At 42.8% G+C, this 21187-nt stretch carries 22 protein-coding genes; 21 read left to right on the top strand and 1 reads right to left on the bottom strand.

The genetic code is table 11. The features are described from left to right. The first annotated feature begins 97 nt into the window (after window positions 1–97). The 19 genes from AC1DIV_RS15810 (at window position 98) to AC1DIV_RS15720 (ending at window position 18397) form a co-directional block, all read left to right on the top strand. Window positions 98–226 carry a hypothetical protein gene (locus tag AC1DIV_RS15810; protein WP_340875683.1) on the top strand — a complete coding sequence of 43 codons (129 nt, stop codon included), beginning with the start codon at window positions 98–100 and terminating at the stop codon, window positions 224–226. Further along, the gene (locus AC1DIV_RS15805; RefSeq protein WP_063596539.1) at window positions 226–2904 is read left to right on the top strand and encodes a calcium-translocating P-type ATPase, SERCA-type; all 2679 of its coding nucleotides are present in this window, start codon (window positions 226–228) and stop codon (window positions 2902–2904) included. The genes AC1DIV_RS15810 and AC1DIV_RS15805 overlap by 1 nt, the downstream gene beginning before the upstream one ends. 157 nt (window positions 2905–3061) lie before the next feature. Next, window positions 3062–3937 carry a YicC/YloC family endoribonuclease gene (locus AC1DIV_RS15800; protein ID WP_323599233.1) on the top strand — a complete coding sequence of 292 codons (876 nt, stop codon included), beginning with the start codon at window positions 3062–3064 and terminating at the stop codon, window positions 3935–3937. 53 nt (window positions 3938–3990) lie between these two features. Beyond that, window positions 3991–4254, top strand: coding sequence for an extracellular matrix/biofilm regulator RemA (gene remA, locus AC1DIV_RS15795; protein WP_034313813.1), 264 nt, complete (start codon window positions 3991–3993; stop codon window positions 4252–4254). 10 nt (window positions 4255–4264) lie between these two features. Then, window positions 4265–4879 carry a guanylate kinase gene (gene gmk / locus AC1DIV_RS15790; RefSeq protein ID WP_076366617.1) on the top strand — a complete coding sequence of 205 codons (615 nt, stop codon included), beginning with the start codon at window positions 4265–4267 and terminating at the stop codon, window positions 4877–4879. A gap of 3 nt (window positions 4880–4882) precedes the next feature. Further along, window positions 4883–5086 carry a DNA-directed RNA polymerase subunit omega gene (gene rpoZ, locus AC1DIV_RS15785; protein WP_034313807.1) on the top strand — a complete coding sequence of 68 codons (204 nt, stop codon included), beginning with the start codon at window positions 4883–4885 and terminating at the stop codon, window positions 5084–5086. Between the two features lie 225 nt (window positions 5087–5311). After that, entirely contained in the window at window positions 5312–6520 is a 1209-nt protein-coding gene (gene coaBC, locus AC1DIV_RS15780; protein WP_249594990.1) for a bifunctional phosphopantothenoylcysteine decarboxylase/phosphopantothenate--cysteine ligase CoaBC, read from the top strand. Between the two features lie 6 nt (window positions 6521–6526). Beyond that, entirely contained in the window at window positions 6527–8938 is a 2412-nt protein-coding gene (priA, locus tag AC1DIV_RS15775; RefSeq protein WP_340875687.1) for a primosomal protein N', read from the top strand. A 95-nt stretch (window positions 8939–9033) separates the two neighbouring features. Continuing rightward, complete coding sequence (gene def, locus AC1DIV_RS15770) at window positions 9034–9519, top strand: peptide deformylase (RefSeq protein WP_034313798.1); 486 nt, start codon at window positions 9034–9036, stop codon at window positions 9517–9519. After that, the gene (fmt, locus tag AC1DIV_RS15765; RefSeq protein WP_340875689.1) at window positions 9516–10475 is read left to right on the top strand and encodes a methionyl-tRNA formyltransferase; all 960 of its coding nucleotides are present in this window, start codon (window positions 9516–9518) and stop codon (window positions 10473–10475) included. The genes def and fmt overlap by 4 nt, the downstream gene beginning before the upstream one ends. After that, window positions 10462–11814 (top strand): 16S rRNA (cytosine(967)-C(5))-methyltransferase RsmB, encoded by a 1353-nt coding sequence (gene rsmB / locus AC1DIV_RS15760; protein WP_289349434.1) that lies wholly within the window; start codon window positions 10462–10464, stop codon window positions 11812–11814. The genes fmt and rsmB overlap by 14 nt, the downstream gene beginning before the upstream one ends. Next, window positions 11814–12908, top strand: coding sequence for a dual-specificity RNA methyltransferase RlmN (gene rlmN, locus AC1DIV_RS15755; protein WP_340875691.1), 1095 nt, complete (start codon window positions 11814–11816; stop codon window positions 12906–12908). The genes rsmB and rlmN overlap by 1 nt, the downstream gene beginning before the upstream one ends. 4 nt (window positions 12909–12912) lie before the next feature. Then, window positions 12913–13662: a Stp1/IreP family PP2C-type Ser/Thr phosphatase gene (locus tag AC1DIV_RS15750; RefSeq protein WP_034313784.1), complete on the top strand. Its 750-nt coding sequence runs from the start codon at window positions 12913–12915 to the stop codon at window positions 13660–13662. A 5-nt stretch (window positions 13663–13667) separates the two neighbouring features. Then, entirely contained in the window at window positions 13668–15701 is a 2034-nt protein-coding gene (gene pknB, locus AC1DIV_RS15745) for a Stk1 family PASTA domain-containing Ser/Thr kinase (protein WP_340875694.1), read from the top strand. 23 nt (window positions 15702–15724) lie between these two features. After that, complete coding sequence (gene rsgA / locus AC1DIV_RS15740; protein WP_340875697.1) at window positions 15725–16606, top strand: ribosome small subunit-dependent GTPase A; 882 nt, start codon at window positions 15725–15727, stop codon at window positions 16604–16606. 1 nt (window position 16607) lies between these two features. Continuing rightward, window positions 16608–17255 carry a ribulose-phosphate 3-epimerase gene (gene rpe / locus AC1DIV_RS15735; RefSeq protein WP_340875699.1) on the top strand — a complete coding sequence of 216 codons (648 nt, stop codon included), beginning with the start codon at window positions 16608–16610 and terminating at the stop codon, window positions 17253–17255. 102 nt (window positions 17256–17357) lie between these two features. Next, complete coding sequence (locus AC1DIV_RS15730; RefSeq protein ID WP_048684650.1) at window positions 17358–18011, top strand: thiamine diphosphokinase; 654 nt, start codon at window positions 17358–17360, stop codon at window positions 18009–18011. Window positions 18012–18133: 122 nt separating this feature from the next. Beyond that, the gene (gene spoVM, locus AC1DIV_RS15725) at window positions 18134–18214 is read left to right on the top strand and encodes a stage V sporulation protein SpoVM (RefSeq protein ID WP_034313769.1); all 81 of its coding nucleotides are present in this window, start codon (window positions 18134–18136) and stop codon (window positions 18212–18214) included. A 45-nt stretch (window positions 18215–18259) separates the two neighbouring features. Continuing rightward, window positions 18260–18397: a hypothetical protein gene (locus AC1DIV_RS15720; protein ID WP_477576847.1), complete on the top strand. Its 138-nt coding sequence runs from the start codon at window positions 18260–18262 to the stop codon at window positions 18395–18397. A gap of 2 nt (window positions 18398–18399) precedes the next feature. On the opposite strand, the gene rpmB is transcribed toward AC1DIV_RS15720, so the two are convergent. Then, window positions 18400–18588: a 50S ribosomal protein L28 gene (gene rpmB / locus AC1DIV_RS15715; RefSeq protein WP_034313767.1), complete on the bottom strand. Its 189-nt coding sequence runs from the start codon at window positions 18586–18588 to the stop codon at window positions 18400–18402. Between the two features lie 253 nt (window positions 18589–18841). Here rpmB and AC1DIV_RS15710 point away from each other — a divergent pair, with 253 nt between their 5' ends. Further along, the gene (locus AC1DIV_RS15710; protein ID WP_048684651.1) at window positions 18842–19204 is read left to right on the top strand and encodes an Asp23/Gls24 family envelope stress response protein; all 363 of its coding nucleotides are present in this window, start codon (window positions 18842–18844) and stop codon (window positions 19202–19204) included. An 18-nt stretch (window positions 19205–19222) separates the two neighbouring features. Then, window positions 19223–20893: a DAK2 domain-containing protein gene (locus AC1DIV_RS15705; RefSeq protein ID WP_048684654.1), complete on the top strand. Its 1671-nt coding sequence runs from the start codon at window positions 19223–19225 to the stop codon at window positions 20891–20893. Window positions 20894–21187 lie beyond the last annotated feature (294 nt).

Genomic DNA, 21187 nt, shown 5'->3' with positions numbered 1-21187 from the left:
ATGATTACAGTTCGTTCATACAAAAAATTATCCGGATCGTTCTTCTTTCCGCAATTCTGTTTAATTATAGCATTATTTTGGACGAGTCTGAATAATCATGGAAGAAGAGCAGGTTGTTTTATGTATCGGTAAGCAGGCAGGTGTTGGAAGAGTAAAGCAAAAAGCGCCTGTTGAGATGTATACAGGAGCCTATTTCATTCTATTCAAAGGGATGTGTGAAACTTGATGGAGTTCAGGGAAATGAATAATCAAGAAATGGAGAAAGCGCTTCAAACAAACGTTACACACGGTTTGGACGATGATGTAGTAAAGGACAGGCTGCGAAAGAATGGTTTTAACGAATTGAAGGAAGGAGAAAAACAGTCAGCCATTCTTTTATTTTTCGCCCAATTCAAAGATTTCATGGTCATAGTTTTACTTGCCGCGACATTGGTTTCCGGGATATTGGGTGAATATATCGATGCGATTGCCATCATGGCGATTGTTTTTTTGAATGGATTACTTGGTTTTTTTCAAGAACGGAAGGCAGAAAAATCATTGGATGCCTTAAAGGAAATGGCTGCACCGCAAGTTAACGTGCTTCGAGATGGCCAGTGGATGAAAATCCCATCGAGAGAAGTGGTTGTAGGGGATATCCTGAAGTTTTCGAGCGGTGACCGTATTGGTGCCGATTTACGGATCATCGACCATTCAAGCCTTGAAATAGAAGAGTCGGCACTTACCGGCGAGTCACTCCCGGCCGTAAAATGTTCTGATCCATTGATGAATGAGGTTGAAGGTATCGGTGATCAGGAAAATATGGCGTTTATGGGAACGATGGTGACAAGAGGGAATGGAGTCGGAATCGTAATCGCTACAGGAATGAATACGGCGATGGGAAAGATTGCGGATCTCCTGCAGACTGCAGAAACAAAAGAAACACCGCTTCAACGGAGGTTGGAGCAGCTAGGCAAAATCTTGATCGTCACGGCTTTAATATTAACTGTAATCGTGGTCCTGACTGGTGTCATTCAAGGACATGATCTTTATACGATGTTTTTGGCCGGGGTATCTTTGGCTGTTGCGGCGATTCCCGAAGGCTTGCCAGCCATTGTGACCGTAGCCTTGTCTTTAGGTGTTCAGCGTATGATCAAACAAAAAGCAATTGTCCGTAAGCTTCCTGCCGTAGAAACGCTTGGCTGTGCAACAGTGATTTGCTCAGATAAAACAGGTACACTGACACAAAACAAAATGACGGTGACGAAGGTTTGGAGTGGAGGAAAAACTTGGGATGTGGGCGGTACTGGTTACAATCCGGTCGGAGAATTTTCTTTAGAGGGAGTTTCAGTTGCCCCGAAAAACCATAATGCCTTGCTTCAAATAATTACATTCGGCATGCTCTGTAATAAAGCTGAGTTAAAGGAGAATGGTAAACAATATATTCTAGACGGTGATCCGACAGAAGGGGCGATGTTGGTCGCGGCAATGAAAGCGGGATTGACGAGGGAACACTTATCTAAGAGGTTTACGATAGTAAAGGAGTTTCCATTTGACTCGAGCCGCAAAATGATGAGTGTCATAGTGAAGGATGATAAAGATAATCATTTCGTTATCGTAAAAGGTGCCCCGGACGTATTGATTGCCCAGTCCGACACGATTCTTTGGGAAGGAAGGTCGGAAATATTAAATCGGGAGAGTAAGGAAAGGGTGCAGCAGGACATGAATGGGCTTGCTTCGCAGGCACTTAGAATGATTGCTGTAGGTTATAAACCTCTTTCAAAAGGAACGATTTTGCTGCATGAAACCGAAGCTGAGCGTAATTTGACCTTCATGGGACTGCAGGGCATGATCGATCCCCCTCGTCCGGAGGTGAAACAGGCAGTTAAGGAATGCAGGGACGCCGGGATCAAAACTGTCATGATTACAGGCGACCATGTGATAACCGCAAAGGCAATTGCTAAAGAGCTTGGAATTTTAAAAGGAAAAGATCGTGTACTTGAAGGACGGCAATTGGCGGACATGGAAGTCGGGGAACTTGAGGAAGTTGTTGAAAGTGTTTCGGTATTTGCCCGAGTTTCCCCGGAACATAAGTTAAAAATCGTAAAAGCCTTGCAAAATAAAGGACATGTCGTTGCAATGACAGGGGATGGTGTCAATGATGCCCCTGCGATAAAATCAGCGGATATTGGTATATCCATGGGCATCACGGGGACTGATGTTGCTAAAGAAGCTTCTTCCTTGATATTGGTTGACGATAATTTTGCCACAATAAAATCGGCCATCAAAGAAGGCAGGAATATTTACGAAAACATCAGGAAGTTCATCCGTTACCTGCTTGCTTCCAATGTTGGAGAGATTTTGGTCATGTTTTTTGCGATGCTATGCGCCTTGCCATTACCATTGATACCAATCCAGATCTTATTCGTGAACCTTGTAACCGACGGATTGCCTGCGATGGCATTGGGCCTGGATGCCGCAGAAGAAGATGTAATGAAAAGGAATCCAAGAAATGCCAATGAAGGTGTTTTTGGAAGAGGGCTTGGCTGGAAGATCATCTCACGCGGTTTTCTGATAGGGGTTTCCACATTGATTGCATTTTATGTTGTATATCGTGCAAATCCGGATAACCTTGCTTATGCACAAACGATTGCTTTCGCTACCTTGGTCCTGGCTCAGCTTATACATGTATTCGATTGCCGAAGTGAACGTTCGATCTTCTCGAGAAATCCATTCGGTAACCTTTATCTAGTGGGGGCGGTACTATCCTCCCTATTATTGATGGTAGCCGTCATGTATGTGCAGCCTTTACAAACCATCTTTCATACGGTACCGATTTCGGGAAGGGATTGGCTATTAGTAATAGGAATGGCATCCATACCAACTTTTTTACTGGCTGGAACCTTTTTAGCAAGAAAAGCACAATGATATATGGTATAATCTTTAAGGTGGTAGAGTCTTGCTCTATTGCCTTTTTATTTTTGTAGTATTTTATTTGTAAGCTAATGTTTCCGTACTTTAGCTAATATATAATGAATGTTAAAAGGCCAAATTACTACATTATGTTTTGATAGGATGTGGAACCATGGTTACCAGTATGACGGGCTATGGAAGAGAAGAAGCGGAAAACGAACAGGTCAGGGTTTTTGCTGAAATCAAGACCGTTAACCATCGTTTTTGTGAATATACGATTCGAATGCCGCGCCAGCTTTTGGTTTTGGAAGAAAAGGTAAAAAAGAAGGCGAATCAATACATAAGAAGGGGACGGGTGGAAATCTTCATTACAGTGGAAGGTGAGAGCCTGGTTTCCAAAAAGGTGAAGATCGATTGGGATCTTGCTGATCAATATGTGGGATTGATGGATGAAGTTAAGGGAAAATACAATCTGGAAAGTTCAATTACATTACAGGATATGCTGCAACTTGAATCGATTTTCGTGACGGAAGAAGTACCTGCCGTTCCTGCCGATTTGGAATCCCTGTTAATGAAGGCTGTCACGGGGGCATTGGAAAATCTGAAAAAAATGCGCGATCTGGAAGGTCAGGAGCTTGCCTCGGACATGAAACGCCAGCTTGAAAAGTTTGGTGAGATAGTAGCAGGGGTCAAAATGCATGCACCTTCAGTCGTCGAAAAATATAAAGCCCGATTGGAAATCAAACTGGCCGAGTTGACTGATGGATTGATTGAAGATAGCCGTATTGTGACAGAAGCGGCCATTTTTGCTGATAAATGTGATATAAATGAAGAACTGACCAGACTCGATAGCCATGTACAGCAATTTTCAAGGACCCTTACCCTCAGTGAACCAATTGGAAGGAAACTTGACTTCCTTGTCCAGGAAATGAATAGGGAAGTCAATACGATTGGATCAAAGGCAAATGATTCGGCCATTACGAAAGAAGTGGTGGAAATGAAAAGTTTGCTTGAAAAATTAAAGGAACAGGTTCAAAATATCGAGTAGTCGGTTTATGATGAACCTAACAAGGTGACAATAGATATGAATGGGGGACAAAAATGTCAATTAAGCTCATTAATATTGGTTTTGGGAATATCGTTTCCGCGAACCGGATCGTATCCATCGTGAGCCCTGAATCGGCTCCGATAAAAAGGATCATCCAAGACGCCCGAGATCGCGGATCCTTAATAGATGCTACATATGGTAGAAGAACCAGGGCCGTTATAATTACAGACAGCGACCATGTTATCTTATCTGCCGTTCAACCGGAAACGGTTGCTGCACGGCTACAAGATAGAGATGACAGCGTAGAAGAGGGGTAACTGAAACAATATGAGAGAAAAAGGTTTATTAATCGTTTTGTCCGGACCATCCGGTGTTGGTAAAGGAACTGTTAGGAAGGCGATTTTTTCTCAGCCAGGAACGGCATTCGAATATTCAATTTCGATGACAACAAGGCTGCCTCGCCATGGTGAAGTGGACGGAGTGGACTATTTCTTCAAAAAACGCGAGGAATTCGAAGCACTGATCAAAGAAGGCAAATTGCTGGAATATGCTGAGTTCGTCGGTAATTATTATGGAACACCCGTGGATTATGTCCGTGAAACAATCGATTCCGGAAAAGATGTATTTCTGGAAATAGAAGTTCAAGGAGCTAAACAGGTCCGGGAGAAGTTCCCTGAAGGACTTTTCATTTTCCTTGCTCCTCCGAGTTTGACTGAACTCGAAAGCCGCATCGTTACTCGCGGAACCGAGACGGAGGAAGCGATAAAAGGCCGGATGAAAGTGGCCAAGGAAGAAATAGAACTTATGGATCTGTACGATTATGTTGTTGAAAATGATCATGTGGATGCAGCATGTGCTAGAATTAATGCAATTGTAATTGCCGAGCATTGCCGTCGGGAAAGAGTTGCAGTTTTATATAAAAAAATGTTGGAGGCGGAATAAATCATGTTATATCCATCAATTGATTCTCTATTACTTAAAATCGATTCTAAATACTCACTTGTATCGGTGGCAGCTAAACGCGCCAGGGAAATGCAAATTAAAGATAATTGCCTTATAAAACCGGTTTCCCATAAATCGGTAGGTCGTGCCCTTGAAGAAATTCATTCCGGTAAATTGACTTACGATAATTCTTACGAGGAAAACTAAGAGAACACAGAGCTTGACCTATCGGGCCTGACACCCTAAAGCAAACAGGAGCGTTACATTTGGAAAGTGCTTCCTTCCTGCGGCCAAGGTGTCAGGCCTGTTTGTATTGATTTTTTTAAAGTAATGTTTGGGGGAATCCATAGGTTATTGCGCATTTCAAATGAAATTTCTTCGGTTTTCCGTCATAATTAGAAAGAATAGAATGTATAGTTAGGGGAAATTTGCATGCTTATCGATAAAAAAGTACTTCTTTGTGTCACCGGCGGGATTGCTGTATATAAGGCTGCTGCCCTGACAAGTAAATTAACTCAGGAAGGTGCGCATGTTAAAGTGATCATGAGTGAATCGGCACGTAAGTTCGTGACGCCGCTCACCTTTCAAGCACTTTCGAGAAATGATGTGTACACAGATACTTTTGATGAGAAGGATTCTTCAGTCATTGCCCACATCGACTTGGCTGATTGGGCTGATATCATCCTGTTGGCTCCAGCTACAGCCAATGTCATTGGCAAAGTAGCCAATGGAATCGCGGATGATATGATCACGACCACCCTATTGGCAACGGAAGCACCTGTTTGGGTTGCGCCTGCAATGAACGTGCACATGTACGCACATCCAGCGGTTCAGAAAAATATGGAGACACTTCGGTCGTTTGGATATCAATTCATTGAACCGGGCGAAGGGTATTTGGCCTGCGGATATGTAGGGAAAGGACGATTGGAGGAACCTGAAACAATCGTAGAACATCTTAATCGATATTTCAATGAACGCAAATTACAGCAACAGCCTCTTAAAGGAAAGAAATATTTAATAACGGCAGGACCGACACGTGAAGCGATTGATCCGGTGCGTTTTGTGACGAATCATTCCAGCGGCAAAATGGGCTATGCCCTAGCCGAAGCGGCAATTGAAATGGGCGCTGAGGTGACATTGATTACCGGCCCAGTGAACTTGACGCCACCTCCCAAGGCTAGTGTAATACCAGTGGAATCAGCTGCAGATATGTATGATGCGGTATTCGATCAGTTCGCTACCAGTGATGTCGTAATCATGACGGCTGCAGTGGCGGATTATAAACCGAAGGTCTATCATACTCGAAAGATGAAAAAGCAGCCAGGGGAAAATGTGATTGAATTTGAACGGACAAAGGATATCCTAAAGGAACTCGGTGAAAATAAAACTCATCAGATTTTGGTGGGCTTTGCAGCTGAAACGAACAATGTTGAAGAATACGCAAGAGGAAAATTAGTCAAAAAGAATGCAGATATGATCGTTGCCAATAATGTTACCGTCGCAGGGGCAGGATTTGGAACGGATACGAACATCGTGACCATTTACGATAAAGATGGAAGTGCTACCGAACTTCCAAAAATGAGTAAAGCGGATATAGCTAAAAGCATCCTGGCAGAAGTATCTCGCAAGCAAAAGGAATGATGTCTTATGGATATAGCATCCGTCATCGTGGATGTACCTGCTAAACAAACGGATCGAGAATTCGACTATCGCATCCCTGAAAAGTGGAACCAAGTCATCAAGCCCGGAATGAGAGTTATCGTCCCATTCGGTCCAAGAATGGTGCAGGGGTTCGTCACAGGCTTAAAAGCTAAAAGCGACTTTGCGAAATTACGCTTTATAAAGGAACCAATGGATTTGGAGCCCATCCTTAATGAGGAATTGCTTCAGCTCGGTGACTGGTTGACGAAGGAGGCGATGTGTTTTAAAATTTCAGCGCTACAGGCCATGCTTCCGGCAGCAATGAAAGCAAAGTATGAAAAAGTTATTAAAGTCGTTGAAGATAAAAAGGATCAGCTCCCTCCCTCCATTCAAAACCTTTTCGGAAAAAATGATTCACTATCTTGGAAAGATGTGATTGAAGGGGAGAATGCCTCCCTGGTCCAAAAGGAAATGCAAAATGGCAATCTTGAGCTCGAATATAATGTGAAAAACCGACTTAACAAGAAGACGGTCCGAGTCATTAAATCTTTGCTTTCCCCTATGGAATTGAAAGAAATGGCATCAACCATATCCAGCCATGCAAAAAAACAACAGGAACTCCTTCAATACTTTATTGAACATCAAGAACCCATCCCGTTAAAGGATTTGCTTGAATTGATGAACACATCAAGCGGTACCGTCAAATCCCTAGTGTCAAAAGGGGCCTTGGCTGAAATGGATCAAGAAATATACCGTGATCCTTATGAAAACCGTGTGTTCGAAAAATCCATTCCCTTTACACTGACAGCTGAACAAACCGCTGCATTGAAGCCTATTCAAGAGAAAATACATCATGATGAACATGATGTCTTCCTTTTATATGGTGTAACCGGCAGCGGGAAGACGGAAGTGTACCTGCAGGCAATTGCCTCTGTCATTGAAAAAGGGAAGGAAGCCATCATGCTTGTACCTGAAATCTCCTTGACGCCACAGACGGTGAAGAGGTTTAAGGAACGATTTGGGGAGCAGGTAGCTGTCATGCATAGCGGTTTATCCGTAGGTGAAAAATATGATGAATGGCGGAAAATTCACCGCAAAGAAGTAAAAGTGGTGGTCGGGGCTCGTTCTGCCGTGTTTGCTCCTTTTGAAAACCTGGGGCTGGTCATCATTGACGAAGAGCATGAATCCAGTTATAAGCAAGAAGAAACGCCAAGGTACCATGCTAGGGATGTTGCCATTGAAAGAGCAAAATCATATGGTTGTCCGGTTATTCTTGGCAGTGCCACACCTACACTTGAATCTTTTGCGCGAGCCAAGAAAAATGTCTATAAATTATTGACCCTTAGCCAGAGGATGAATAAAAATGCTTTGCCAGCAGTTGATATTGTAGATATGAGGGAAGAACTAAGAACGGGAAATCGTTCCATGTTTTCGGAGCTGCTCTTTACCAAGCTGAAAGACCGGCTTGATAAGGGGGAGCAAACTGTCCTGATGCTAAATAAAAGGGGACATTCTTCCTTTGTGATGTGTCGAAGCTGCGGATTGGTCATCAACTGCCCTAATTGTGACATTTCACTTACATATCATCGCTTTAATGATATAATGAAATGCCATTATTGTGGGTTTGAAGAGGGAATGCCTTCCGTTTGCCCTGAATGTGAAAGTGATCATATAAGGTTCTTTGGAACAGGCACTCAAAAGGTTGAAGAAGAGCTTGCAAAAATCCTCCCTGAAGCAAGGGTCATACGAATGGATGTTGACACGACGAGTAAGAAGGGTTCACATGAGCGATTGCTGAATGCCTTTGGTGAAGGAAAGGCGGATATATTGCTAGGCACCCAAATGATAGCCAAGGGCCTTGATTTTCCTAATATCACTCTTGTTGGAGTCCTTTCAGCTGATACGATGCTGCATCTACCTGATTTCCGTTCTTCGGAAAAGACATTTCAGCTGCTGACGCAGGTCAGTGGAAGGGCGGGACGTCATCAGCTTCCGGGAGAAGTGGTCATCCAAACCTATACGCCTGAGCATTACAGCATCGAGCTTTCTGCCCTGCAGGATTATGATGCTTTTTATGAACGGGAGATGTATCTAAGGAGGCAAAGTCATTACCCTCCATATTATTATGTTGTCCTGATAACCGTTTCACATGAAGATTTAATGAAGACGGTGAGTGTTACTGAGAAAATCACCAATTATTTAGGCTCGCGATTGAATCGGGATTCTGTCGTACTAGGTCCGGTTGCTTCGCCCATTAGTCGAATCAACAATAGATATCGCTATCAATGTCTGATAAAATACAAACGAGAGCCTGACCTGAATCAGCATTTACGCACACTTTTAGAGCATTACCAAAAAGAAACCGCTCAGAATCATTTGCAGATTTCAATAGATTTAAATCCACAAATCATGATGTAATTATTTAAGAGATGGATGATTACCGCGAGCTGTTACAGCTTGCGTTTTTATATAATGAAGTGTTGTTTTTCATATCTAGGAGGGTACCTTTAATTTTGGCTATTTTACCGATTGTTTTGTTTCCTGAAAAAATTTTACAACAAAAATGCGATAAAGTAACAAGTTTTGATAAAAAGTTGGCAAAGCTGTTAAATAACATGTATGAAACGATGGTGGAGGCGGATGGCGTTGGACTTGCAGCACCTCAAGTTGGCGTGAAAAAGCAAGTGGCCGTCGTTGAAATAGAGGAAGGATCAGGTGCAATCGAACTGATTAATCCGGAAGTGCTGGAATTGGAAGGAGAACAGACAGGTGTTGAAGGATGCTTGAGCTTCCCGAGTTTATATGGTGAAGTAGTGCGTCCTTACCGTGTCAAAGTCCGGGCACAAGACCGAAAAGGATCTTATTTCGAGATAGAAGCGGAGGATTTCCTTGCAAGGGCCCTTCTACACGAAATCGATCATCTGCAAGGAGTCTTATTTACAAGTAAGGTTTCCCGGTATATTTCGGAAGAAGAGTTAGAAAGGTATGGAGAAGAATGACAAAAATAATTTTTATGGGTACACCGGACTTTTCGGTGCCGGTATTGAAAAGAATCATTGATGAAGGGTATGATGTGATCGCTGTTGTCACACAGCCCGATCGTCCAGTGGGCCGCAAAAAGGTGCTAACGCCGCCGCCAGTTAAAGTTGAAGCCGAAAAGCATGGGATACCCGTTTATCAGCCTGAAAAAATCCGGGAAAAAGAAGAACTTGAAAAAATCATTGCATTGAATGCTGATTTAGTGGTGACGGCGGCATTCGGACAAATTCTTCCGAATGAATTGTTGGATGCCCCTAAGTACGGTTGTATTAATGTACATGCCTCCCTGCTTCCCGAACTGCGTGGAGGGGCGCCAATTCATTATTCCATTTTACAGGGGAAAGAAAAGACTGGGATAACCATCATGTATATGGCAGAAAAATTGGATGCCGGTGATATATTGACTCAGGCGGAAGTTACTATAGAGGAAGAAGACAATGTTGGTACACTGCATGATAAATTAAGCAAGATAGGGTCGGATTTACTTGCGGAGACACTTCCAAAACTTATAAATGAAGAGTTACAGGCAATCAAGCAAGATGATGCTAAAGCATCTTTTGCGCCCAACATCAAACGGTCGGAGGAAAAAATCGACTGGTCGAAATCAGGGGAAGACATCTATAACCATGTACGCGGCCTGAATCCTTGGCCTGTTGCTTATACAACCTTAGACGGTTCCATTATGAAAATATGGCAAGTAAAGAAACTTGAAGCTGGCAAGCAGGCCTTGCCGGGCACGGTCATTGATGTACAAAATGATGGTTTCATCGTTTCGACAGGCAATGAGACGGCAATACTAGTAACTGAACTGCAGCCTTCAGGAAAGAAAAAAATGCCGGCGAAAGATTACTTGCGCGGAGCCGGATCGTTCATTAAAGCAGGCATGAAGTTAGGAGAACAGAATGAAGCAAACTAAAAAGGGAGTACGTGAAATCGCTCTCGATATTTTGGAATCTGTAGAGAAAAACCAATCCTACAGTAACCTATTATTGAACAACTTGATTAAAAAGCACCAGTTATCCGTCGTGGATAGCGGTTTGCTTACAGAGATAAGCTACGGTACCATCCAGCGGAAAATGACTTTGGATTATTTTTTGAACCCGTTTATTAAACAACCTAAAAAAACGCAAAGCTGGGTCATCAATTTACTTAGACTTTCCGTTTACCAAATGGTCTATTTAGATAAAGTGCCTGATCATGCAATCATTTTCGAGGCTGTAGAAATTTCCAAAAAGCGCGGACACAAGGGCACCTCTTCGATGGTCAATGGTGTGCTTCGTAATATTCAAAGAAATGGTGTTCCTTCTTTAGAGGAAATAAAAGATGATCTGGAACGGCTTTCCATAGAGGTGAGTCATCCTATTTGGCTGGTCCAGCGTTGGGTAGAGCAATTTGGTTATGAAAAAACCAAGGAAATGTGTGAAATCAACTTAACTGCGCCATTACAGACAGGACGTGTTAATTTAAAGAAGATTTCACGCCGTGAACTGATCAGCATATTAACGGAAGAAGGATATGATGTTGAAGCGAGTGAAGTCGTTCCCGAAGCAATCGTCAGCTATAAAGGGAATCTTGCTCATTCAGAAAGCTATAAAATGGGGTATTTATCGATTCAGGACGAGAGTTCAATGCTAGTTGCCCATGCATTGGGTGCGAATGAAAATGATGCTGTGCTCGATTGCTGTGCTGCACCTGGAGGGAAAACGACCCATATCGCAGAAGGCTTGACCACAGGACAAGTATATGCGCTAGACCTTCATGAGCATAAGGTCAAGCTCATTAAAGAGCAGGCGGAGCGCCTAAAACTCAGAAACAATATTAAGACAATGGCCCTTGATAGCAGAAAAGTGCAAGAGCACTTTAATAAGGAAGGGTTTGACAGGGTCCTGATCGATGCACCATGTTCCGGGTTGGGAGTCATGCGCCGGAAGCCTGATGTAAAGTATACTAAAACAAAAGATGATATAATGAAACTCTCAAGTATACAACAACAATTATTGGAATCGGCTGCCCCGCTTGTTAAGCAAGGCGGACGGTTAGTATATAGTACCTGTACGGTGGATAAAGAAGAAAATGACAAAGTCGCTGCAGCATTTTTGGAAAGCCATCCGGATTTTGAAAGCGATGCAACCTTGTCCACAAGAATGCCTGAAAGCGTTCAGCCATATATCGAGGGTCATACGCTGCAAGTTTTTCCGCAATATTTTAGCAGTGACGGATTCTTTATTGCGAGTTTTAGAAAGAAGGTGCTGTAATGGCAGAAATCACTAAATCATCTAGAGTAAGAAAAGACACGACACCAGAAAAACCATCGATCTACTCATTGGAGCTTCACCAAATTAAAGAATGGCTTCTACAAAATGGTGAGAAGCCATTCCGGGCCGAGCAAGTATATGACTGGCTTTATAAAAAGCGTGTCTCCAGTTTTGAAGATATGTCCAACCTTTCGAAATCATTACGGGATAAGTTGGAGTCGCAATTCACCTTCACAACATTGAAGACTTTGATTCAGCAAACGTCCAATGACGGAACGATGAAGTTTTTATTTGAACTCCAAGATGGATATTCGATTGAAACGGTGCTGATGCGTCATGAATACGGAAACTCCATTTGTGTGACAACGCAGGTAGGATGCAGAATTGGCTGTACATTCTGTGCTTCGACACTAGGCGGTTTAAAGCGGAATCTTGAATCAGGGGAAATTGTTGCCCAGGTCGTTAAAGTTCAGCAAGCACTTGACGAGTCGGAAGAGCGTGTTAGTTCCGTCGTTATCATGGGAATCGGTGAACCGTTTGATAACTACGATAATATGATGTCATTCTTGAAGAATATAAACCATGAAAAGGGCTTGAACATCGGGGCGCGTCATATTACCGTTTCTACAAGTGGAATCATTCCTAAAATCTATAAGTTTGCCGAAGAAAGCATGCAAATAAACTTTGCTGTTTCCCTTCATGCACCGAATACGGAATTGAGAAGTAAATTGATGCCGATCAATAAGGCCTACAAACTTCCAGACCTGATTGAGGCCATCAAATACTATACAGAAAAAACAGGCCGCCGTGTAAGTTTTGAATATGGTCTATTCGGTGGCGAAAATGATTCAGTGGAGCACGCTGAAGAATTAGCAGCTTTAATAAAAGGGATAAAATGCCATGTGAACTTAATACCGGTTAACTATGTACCGGAACGCAACTATGTACGAACACCTCGGGACCAGATTTTTGAGTTTGAAAAAACATTAAAGAAGCGCGGCATTAATGTAACGATCCGAAGGGAACAAGGCAGTGATATTGACGCAGCCTGCGGCCAGCTTCGGGCCAAGGAGCGCAAAGAAGAGACGAGGTGACCCTATGAGGGCAATATTTAAGACAGACCGTGGAAAAGTCCGCCAGCATAATGAAGATAATGGCGGAATCTTTAAGAACTCGGAAGGCGTTCGCCTTGCCATCGTTGCAGATGGCATGGGCGGCCACCGTGCCGGGGATGTAGCCAGTGCAATGACGATAGACCTTCTGAAAAAGGGCTGGGAAGTATCCACCGGAATCGAAACGGCAAATGATGCCGAAGATTGGCTTAAGCAGCAAATCTTCACGGTCAATCAGTTGCTTTTTGAACATGCAGAAGCGAATACGGAATGTAAGGGCATGGGTACCACCATTGTTGCAGCCATTTGCACCGACAAGTTTGCTACCATTGCCAACATCGGGGACAGCCGGTGTTATTTGTATAATGAGAGTGGTTTTAAGCAGGTCACGGAAGATCATTCACTCGTTAACGAATTGGTCCGTTCCGGTCAGATTTCGAAAGAAGATGCCGAAAACCATCCACGGAAAAATGTTTTATTACGAGCCTTGGGGACAGAAATGCAAGTGGAAATGGACATTATGACGGTCATCTTCGAAGAAAATGATTTACTATTGCTTTGTTCGGACGGATTGACGAATAAAGTGAGTGAACTGGAACTGGAAGAAACGGTAACCAATGCACAGTCACTTGAAGAAAAGGCGAATTCATTAATAGATAAGGCCAATCACTACGGTGGGGAAGATAATATCACCCTTGTGCTTGTTCAATTTACTGAAGAAAGTGAAAGCAGGTGAATTGAATGTTGATTGGCAGAAGGATCAACGGCCGTTATAAACTGATCCAGATGGTCGGCGGCGGAGGTATGGCTAATGTTTACCTTGCAAGGGATATGATCTTAGATAGGGATGTTGCTTTGAAAATCCTTCGCATGGATTTTAATAATGACGAAGAGTTCATCAAGCGCTTCAATCGGGAAGCCCAATCGGCAACCAGTTTGGCCCATCCCAATATCGTAAGTATTTATGATGTTGGTGAAGAAGATTCCATCTATTATATTGTAATGGAATACGTTGACGGTTTTACACTTAAGCAATACATACAAAAATATTATCCAATTCCAGTTGATGAAGCCTTGGATATCATGAGGCAAATCACGGCAGCGATTTCCCATGCCCATCATAATGGGATCATCCATCGTGACATCAAGCCACAGAACATTTTGATTGATAAGGAAGGAACCGTCAAGATTACGGACTTTGGCATTGCATTGGCCCTAAGTGCAACAAACATAACGCAGACCAACGCAGTCTTGGGTTCGGTTCATTATTTATCTCCGGAACAGGCCAGAGGCGGTATGGCCAATAAGAAATCGGACATTTATTCACTTGGCATCGTCATGTTTGAATTGTTGACGGGGAGATTGCCTTTTTCGGGTGAATCAGCCGTGTCGATAGCTCTTAAACATTTACAATCGGAAACTCCTTCACCAAAACGCTGGAACTCTGAAATACCCCAGAGTGTGGAAAATATTATCTTGAAAGCGACAGCCAAAGATTCATATTACCGCTATGAGAGCGTGGACTCGATGGAAGATGATATACGGACGTCGCTTAATCCGGAGCGTTCAAATGAGCTTCCTTTTGCGATTCCCGAAGATCATGATGCAACAAAAGCCATCCCCGTCATAACGGATGATCAGCTTTCAAGCATCGATGAGACAATCATAAGGGGTCCTGAAAAAAATACGTTAGTTTATGCGGACGATGAGGAAAGTGAATCAGAAGCAGAGAGTAATTCAAAAAAGAAACAGAAGAAACAAAAGAAACAGAAAAAACAAAAAAACAAGTCGGAACACAAAGGTAAAAAACGAAAGAACATGCCTGCGATCTTGGTGACCACCTTTTTAGTTCTCGCACTGCTTGCTGTTTTATCTGTCACAGTTTTACCTCCCCTCCTTGTCTCGAAGGAAGTGACGATCCCTGACCTTAAAGGGGAAGAATTGGATGACGCCATTACTGAATTGCTTGAAATGGATTTGGAAATTGGAGATACGATCGAGATTGAAGATGAAGAGGTTGAAGCTGGTCTTGTGATCAAAACCAACCCTAAGGAAGGTAAGACGGTCAAGGAAGGTGCAGTGATCGATATTTACCAAAGCGTTGGTAAAGAGACGATTTCATTGTCCAGCTATGAAGGTCGAGATTACTCTGATGTTAAATCCCTGCTTGAAAAAATGGGATTCAAAAACATCAGCGTTACTGAAAAGTATGATGACAGTGCTCCCGGCACGATCATAGAACAATCGCCTTCTGGTGCGACTGAGGTCGTACCATCCGAAACGGAGCTTGAGCTGACGGTCAGTAAAGGGGCAGATCTCCTGAGCTTGAAGAACTTAACGGGGTTCAATGAGGCTGGCCTTAATGATTATTCAAGCGAGAGTGGAATAAAGGTAGAGATCGAAGAAGAAATCTATGATGATTCCGTTGCGGAAGGGCTTGTCATTTCCCAGTCACCGGAACCTGCTACGAAGGTGGAAAAGGGCAGTACTGTGAAAGTGGTCATTTCAAAAGGGAAAGAAGAGATTCCGCCCAAGAGTGTAACGGAAGAAGTCAACATCGAGTATGATCCGGTTGAGCCAGGCAAAACACAAAAAATACAAATCTTCATCGAGGATATCGACAATAGCATGACGGAGCCTCAAGAAACATTCTATATATTGGAAGATGCGAAGAGAACGATCGAATTAATGGTATCCCCGGATAAGAAAGCAGGATATAAAGTCATGCGGGACAATCAGGTCATCATTGACGAATCCGTCTCATATCCAGAATAAATTTAAGAATTAGGAGTGTGGTTATGCCAGAAGGAAAAATAATCAAAGCATTAAGTGGATTTTATTATGTCCTTGATGGTGAAGAGGTCTATCAATGCCGTGGAAGGGGCCTGTTCAGGAAGAATAAGGTAACCCCGCTCGTTGGTGATTATGTTGTTTTTGAAGCGGAAAATAAAACGGACGGGACCGTGACCGAAATAAAACCGCGAAAGAATGAATTGATACGTCCGCAAATCTCGAATGTAGACCAGGCAATCCTTGTCTTTTCGGCAGTGGAACCTGATTTCAGTCCACCCTTGCTTGATCGATTTCTCGTATTGATCGAAGATAACGAAATCGAACCGATTATCGTCGTGACGAAACTGGACTTGGTTACAGCTGAAAACCAAAAGAAATTGTCTCAGTATATCAAGGACTATCAGAAACTTGGCTATACTGTACTGGAGACATCTTCCGTCACCGCTGGAGGGATTGAAGAACTAGTGCCGTATTTAGAAGGAAAGACCAGTGTATTTGCGGGGCAGTCCGGTGTTGGGAAATCGTCTTTGCTGAATGCGATCAATCCGGAATTGGCTTTAAAGACGGATGATATTTCTTCACATCTGGGACGCGGGAAGCATACGACCCGGCACGTTGAATTGATCCATATTGGCTCTGGACTTGTCGCGGATACTCCAGGGTTCAGTTCACTTGAATTCATGGAAATGGAAGCTGAACGGCTTTCCTATTGCTTCCCGGAAATGCATAAGCATGGGGAAGACTGTAAATTCAGGGCCTGTCTGCACGATAAAGAACCGAAATGTGCAGTGAAGGAATCGGTGGATTCCGGGGAAATTCCCCGTTATCGATACGAGCATTATATGCAATTCTTAGAAGAAATAAGAGATAGAAAGCCGAGGTATTAAAATGGTTAAAATCGCACCATCCATTTTATCAGCTGACTTTGCAAAATTGGGAGAAGAAATTCTTGATGTGGAAAGGGGCGGAGCGGATTTGATCCATGTGGATGTCATGGATGGGCATTTCGTGCCGAATATAACGATAGGCTCACTAATTGTTGATGCTATCCGCCCAGTAACGAAGCTTCCGCTTGATGTTCATTTAATGATTGAACAACCTGATCGTTATATCGAGTCCTTTGCGAAAGCGGGAGCCGATTATATAACTGTACATGTAGAGGCCTGCACACATTTGCATCGAACGGTTCAATTGATTAAATCTTTTGGTGTAAAGGCAGGCGTGGTGCTTAATCCAGCCACTCCGGCTTCCTTGATACAACCTATAATCGAAGATATTGACATGGTATTGTTGATGACGGTTAATCCGGGTTTTGGCGGGCAAAAGTTCATTAAATCCGTTCTTCCGAAAATTGCCGAAGTGAAGGCGATGGCAGGAAAGTATAATCAAAATCTCGAGATAGAGATTGATGGTGGAGTAAATGAAGAAACGGCTAAACAATGTATTGAACAAGGGGCGACAATCCTGGTGGCCGGTTCGGCAATATATGATCAGGAAGATCGACACGCAGCGATTCAAAAGATTCGGGGAAAGTGATATAAGCCGACACTATCATATTCATATGATGGTGATCGGCTTTTTTTATCAAATAAACTAAGGCACCTTGGATATGATTATATATGGAAAAGGATGATTTCGATGATTATCAGTATAATGGCTGGAGGTCCGGAATGTTTTTGGCCGGATTTGACATGGTATAAGGAGAAGACAGATCTTTGGGTCGGGGTTGACAGGGGAGTATGGTCTCTGCTTGAAAAAGGTATCGAACCTAAGTACGGTTTTGGGGATTTTGATTCGGTTTCGGAAGGTGAATACGAAAAGATTGAGCAAATGCTGCAAGAAATCAATCTATATTCCTCGGAAAAGGATGAAACGGATTTAGAAATCGCATTTAAATGGGCAATGGGGCAAAAGCCAAGAGAAATTCACATTCTGGGCGCAACAGGGGGAAGAATGGACCATTTTCTCGGGAATATCCAGCTGCTCCAAAAAGAAAGTGTCCTCCCTCATCATGGCGATATGGATATATACATAGTCGATCGGCAAAATATAATCACAGTAAAGACAGCAGGTTCTTATGAGGTCACTGCTTTGAAAGATAAGAAATACTTGTCCTTGCTCCCAGTAAACGCTGAAGTCACCGGCATTACTCTTTCGGGTTTCAAATATCCGCTGGACGATGCAAGCTTGGAAATGGGTTCGACACTTTGCATCAGCAATGAACTAATTTCCGAATCTGGGAATGTTTCATTTGAGAAAGGCATATTAATGGTGATAAGAAGCAGTGATTAAAATTCATGCTTAGAGCAGATTCGGATATAATTACGATCATCCTATATCCGCTTAAAAGCTTATGTTGTAATAGAAAAATTCCACTTCATCTTTAATTGTGGGATGCAAAGAGGAGGGGCATGATGAAATTTTATACGATTAAATTGCCAAAAGTTCTGGGCAGTTTGGTAAGGGCTATGCTCGGAGCGTTTAAAAAAGGCTGATACTTATCTCCATGACACCTCTCAAAATAAGGGAGGTGTTATTTTTTGGTAAAAAAGAGCGGCCATCCATTAATGGGTGAAGGCATCCTCTTGATGCAGACTGGACCTGGTCAAAGATTTGAAACCATCCCCATTAAATACCGGCCATTACAAGTAAAAAGGCATCCTAAGAGGATGCCGTAACATTATACGCGTTCTACTTTGCCCGATTTAAGAGCTCTTGCAGAAACGTATACACGTTTAGGTTTACCGTCAACTAAAATACGTACTTTTTGAAGGTTAGCGCCCCATGTACGCTTGCTAGCGTTCATTGCGTGAGAGCGGCTGTTACCAGAACGAGTTCTTCTTCCAGTGATTACACATTTACGTGCCATGTCAAATTCCCTCCTAACTACAACAAGCTTAAGTTTTTCGCAGTCGTCTTAAGTCTTTGTAAAATACTTTAATAATTTATCATACCTACCGCTAGAATGCAATACTTCAGTTAATTACTTTCAAGAAAAAAACCTTGACATACATACTTCGAAATTGAATTATATAGAGTGCCGTAAGACATTTACTTTTAAAACCAGAGACATTATAGTAAAATGTCTTTAGTTGATTTGATTTTTTGGGAGGGAAAAGAAAATGTCTATCGAATTACAAACGAAGTATGGACAAATTGATATCTCTAATGATGTTATCGCAACTGTAGCAGGCGGCGCAGCCGTGGATTGCTATGGAATTATAGGAATGGCTTCCAAAAAACAATTTAAAGACGGCATTGCCGAAATTCTAAGAAAAGAAAACTTTACTAAGGGTGTAATTGTCCGTCAAGAAGAGGAAGAAGTTCATATCGATATGTATATTATCGTAAGTTATGGAACGAAAATCTCGGAAGTTGCACATAATGTGCAATCAAAGGTAAAGTACACTCTGGACAAAACTGTAGGATTAGCTGTTGATTCCGTTAACATTTTTGTACAGGGAGTTCGTGTGACGAACCCTTAAGTATAGGAGGAAAGTTTTGTGTCAATTACAAGTTTGAACGGAAAGCGCTTTGCAGAAATGATCATTCAAGGTGCCAACCATTTAGCGGCTAATGCCCAAATGGTTGATGCATTGAATGTTTTCCCTGTTCCGGATGGAGATACAGGAACGAATATGAATTTATCGATGACTTCGGGAGCGAAGGAAGTGCAAAATAACGTCCAGGAACACATCGGAAAAGTGGGTGCGTCCCTTTCAAGAGGATTGCTTATGGGCGCACGCGGCAATTCGGGAGTTATCCTTTCGCAACTGTTCCGCGGTTTTGCTAAAGCGATTGAACATAAATCGGAAATCAATAGTGAAGAATTTGCCCAAGCTTTTGAAGCAGGGGTTCAAACAGCTTATAAAGCCGTTATGAAACCTGTTGAAGGAACCATTTTAACGGTTGCAAAAGATGCAGCCAAGCAAGCGGTTTCATCAGCAGCAAAGCATATAGACCTTATTCAGGTAATGGAAGAAATCGTTACGGAGGCAAATGCTTCATTAAAACGTACACCTGATCTTCTTCCAGTCTTAAAAGAAGTGGGTGTCGTTGATAGCGGCGGGCAAGGGTTGGTATTCGTATATGAAGGTTTCCTTGCTGAGCTGAAAGGTGAAGCCCTTCCAGTCCGATCCGCTAATGGTCCAAGCATGGATGACATGATCAGTGCCGAACATCACATGAATGTACAAGGACATATGAACACGGAAGATATCGTGTTTGGCTACTGTACGGAATTCATGGTCCGATTGGAAAGTGAAAAACTTGCCAATCAATCATTTGATGAAGAAAAATTCAGAAATGATTTAAGTGAATACGGAGATTCTTTACTAGTCATCTCAGATGATGAAGTCGTCAAAGTACATATTCACTCTGAACAGCCTGGCACGTGCCTGAATTATGGGCAGCAATATGGTAGTTTAATAAAAATGAAAATCGATAATATGCGTGAACAGCATACTGCGATTGTAGGTGAGACGAATACACCGCTTCAAACTAAACCGCCCACCAAAGAGAAATACGCTGTAGTGTCAGTGGCGATGGGCGCTGGCATCAGCGAATTATTCAAAAGCATCGGCGCTAAGTCCGTCATCGAAGGCGGGCAAACGATGAATCCTAGCACGGAAGATATCGTTAAAGCTGTCGAAGGGGCATATGCAGATCATGTGATCATCTTGCCTAATAATAAAAATATCATCATGGCCGCCAATCAGGCTGCTGATGTACTTGGGGATCATGTGACTGTCATTCCAACGAAAACAGTACCACAGGGAATGGCTGCATTGTTGGCTTTCAACCCTTCACTTGATGCCGAAGAGAATAAAAAAGCGATGATCGAAGCCCTTTCGCATGTGAAAACGGGCCAGATTACTTATGCTGTCCGGGATACCAACATTGACGGTCTTGCAATCGAGACCGGGGACTTCATGGGAATTGCTGAAGGCACCATCAAGGTTAAGGATAAAGACATGACTAAAGCGGCAAAAGATCTTCTCTCCGATATGATAGACGAAGATTCAGAAATCCTTACCATTTTATATGGTGAAGATGCCACTGCTGAAGATGTCGAAAGTCTTGTTGCGTTTTGTAATGAGAATTTCGAAGACGTTGAAGTTGAAGTCCATAATGGGAAACAACCTTTATATTCTTTCATTTTTTCAATTGAATAAGTAGAGAACATGAAAATAAGGGAAACCTATCCGTCATAATGTTTGGAGGATCCCGAAAAAAATAAAAGGCAATAAACTGCATATGTCATTAGGCTATGCAGTTTTATTTTGGCTGTTTTCACATACTTTGTTGCTATTTACCAGRTAGTGAGTTGTGGTTGATTTCCCCTCCAGATGCTCGCTTTCCGCGGGGCGGGCGGTGAGCCTCCTCGGCGTAAACGCCTGTGGGGTCTCACCTGTCCCGCTGCTCCCGCAGGAGTCTCGCACTTCCGCTCCAATCAACCTTAAATAGTT

This window comes from Peribacillus sp. 05N428, assembly GCF_056397085.1.
This window is presented reverse-complemented; position numbering and strand designations above follow the sequence as displayed.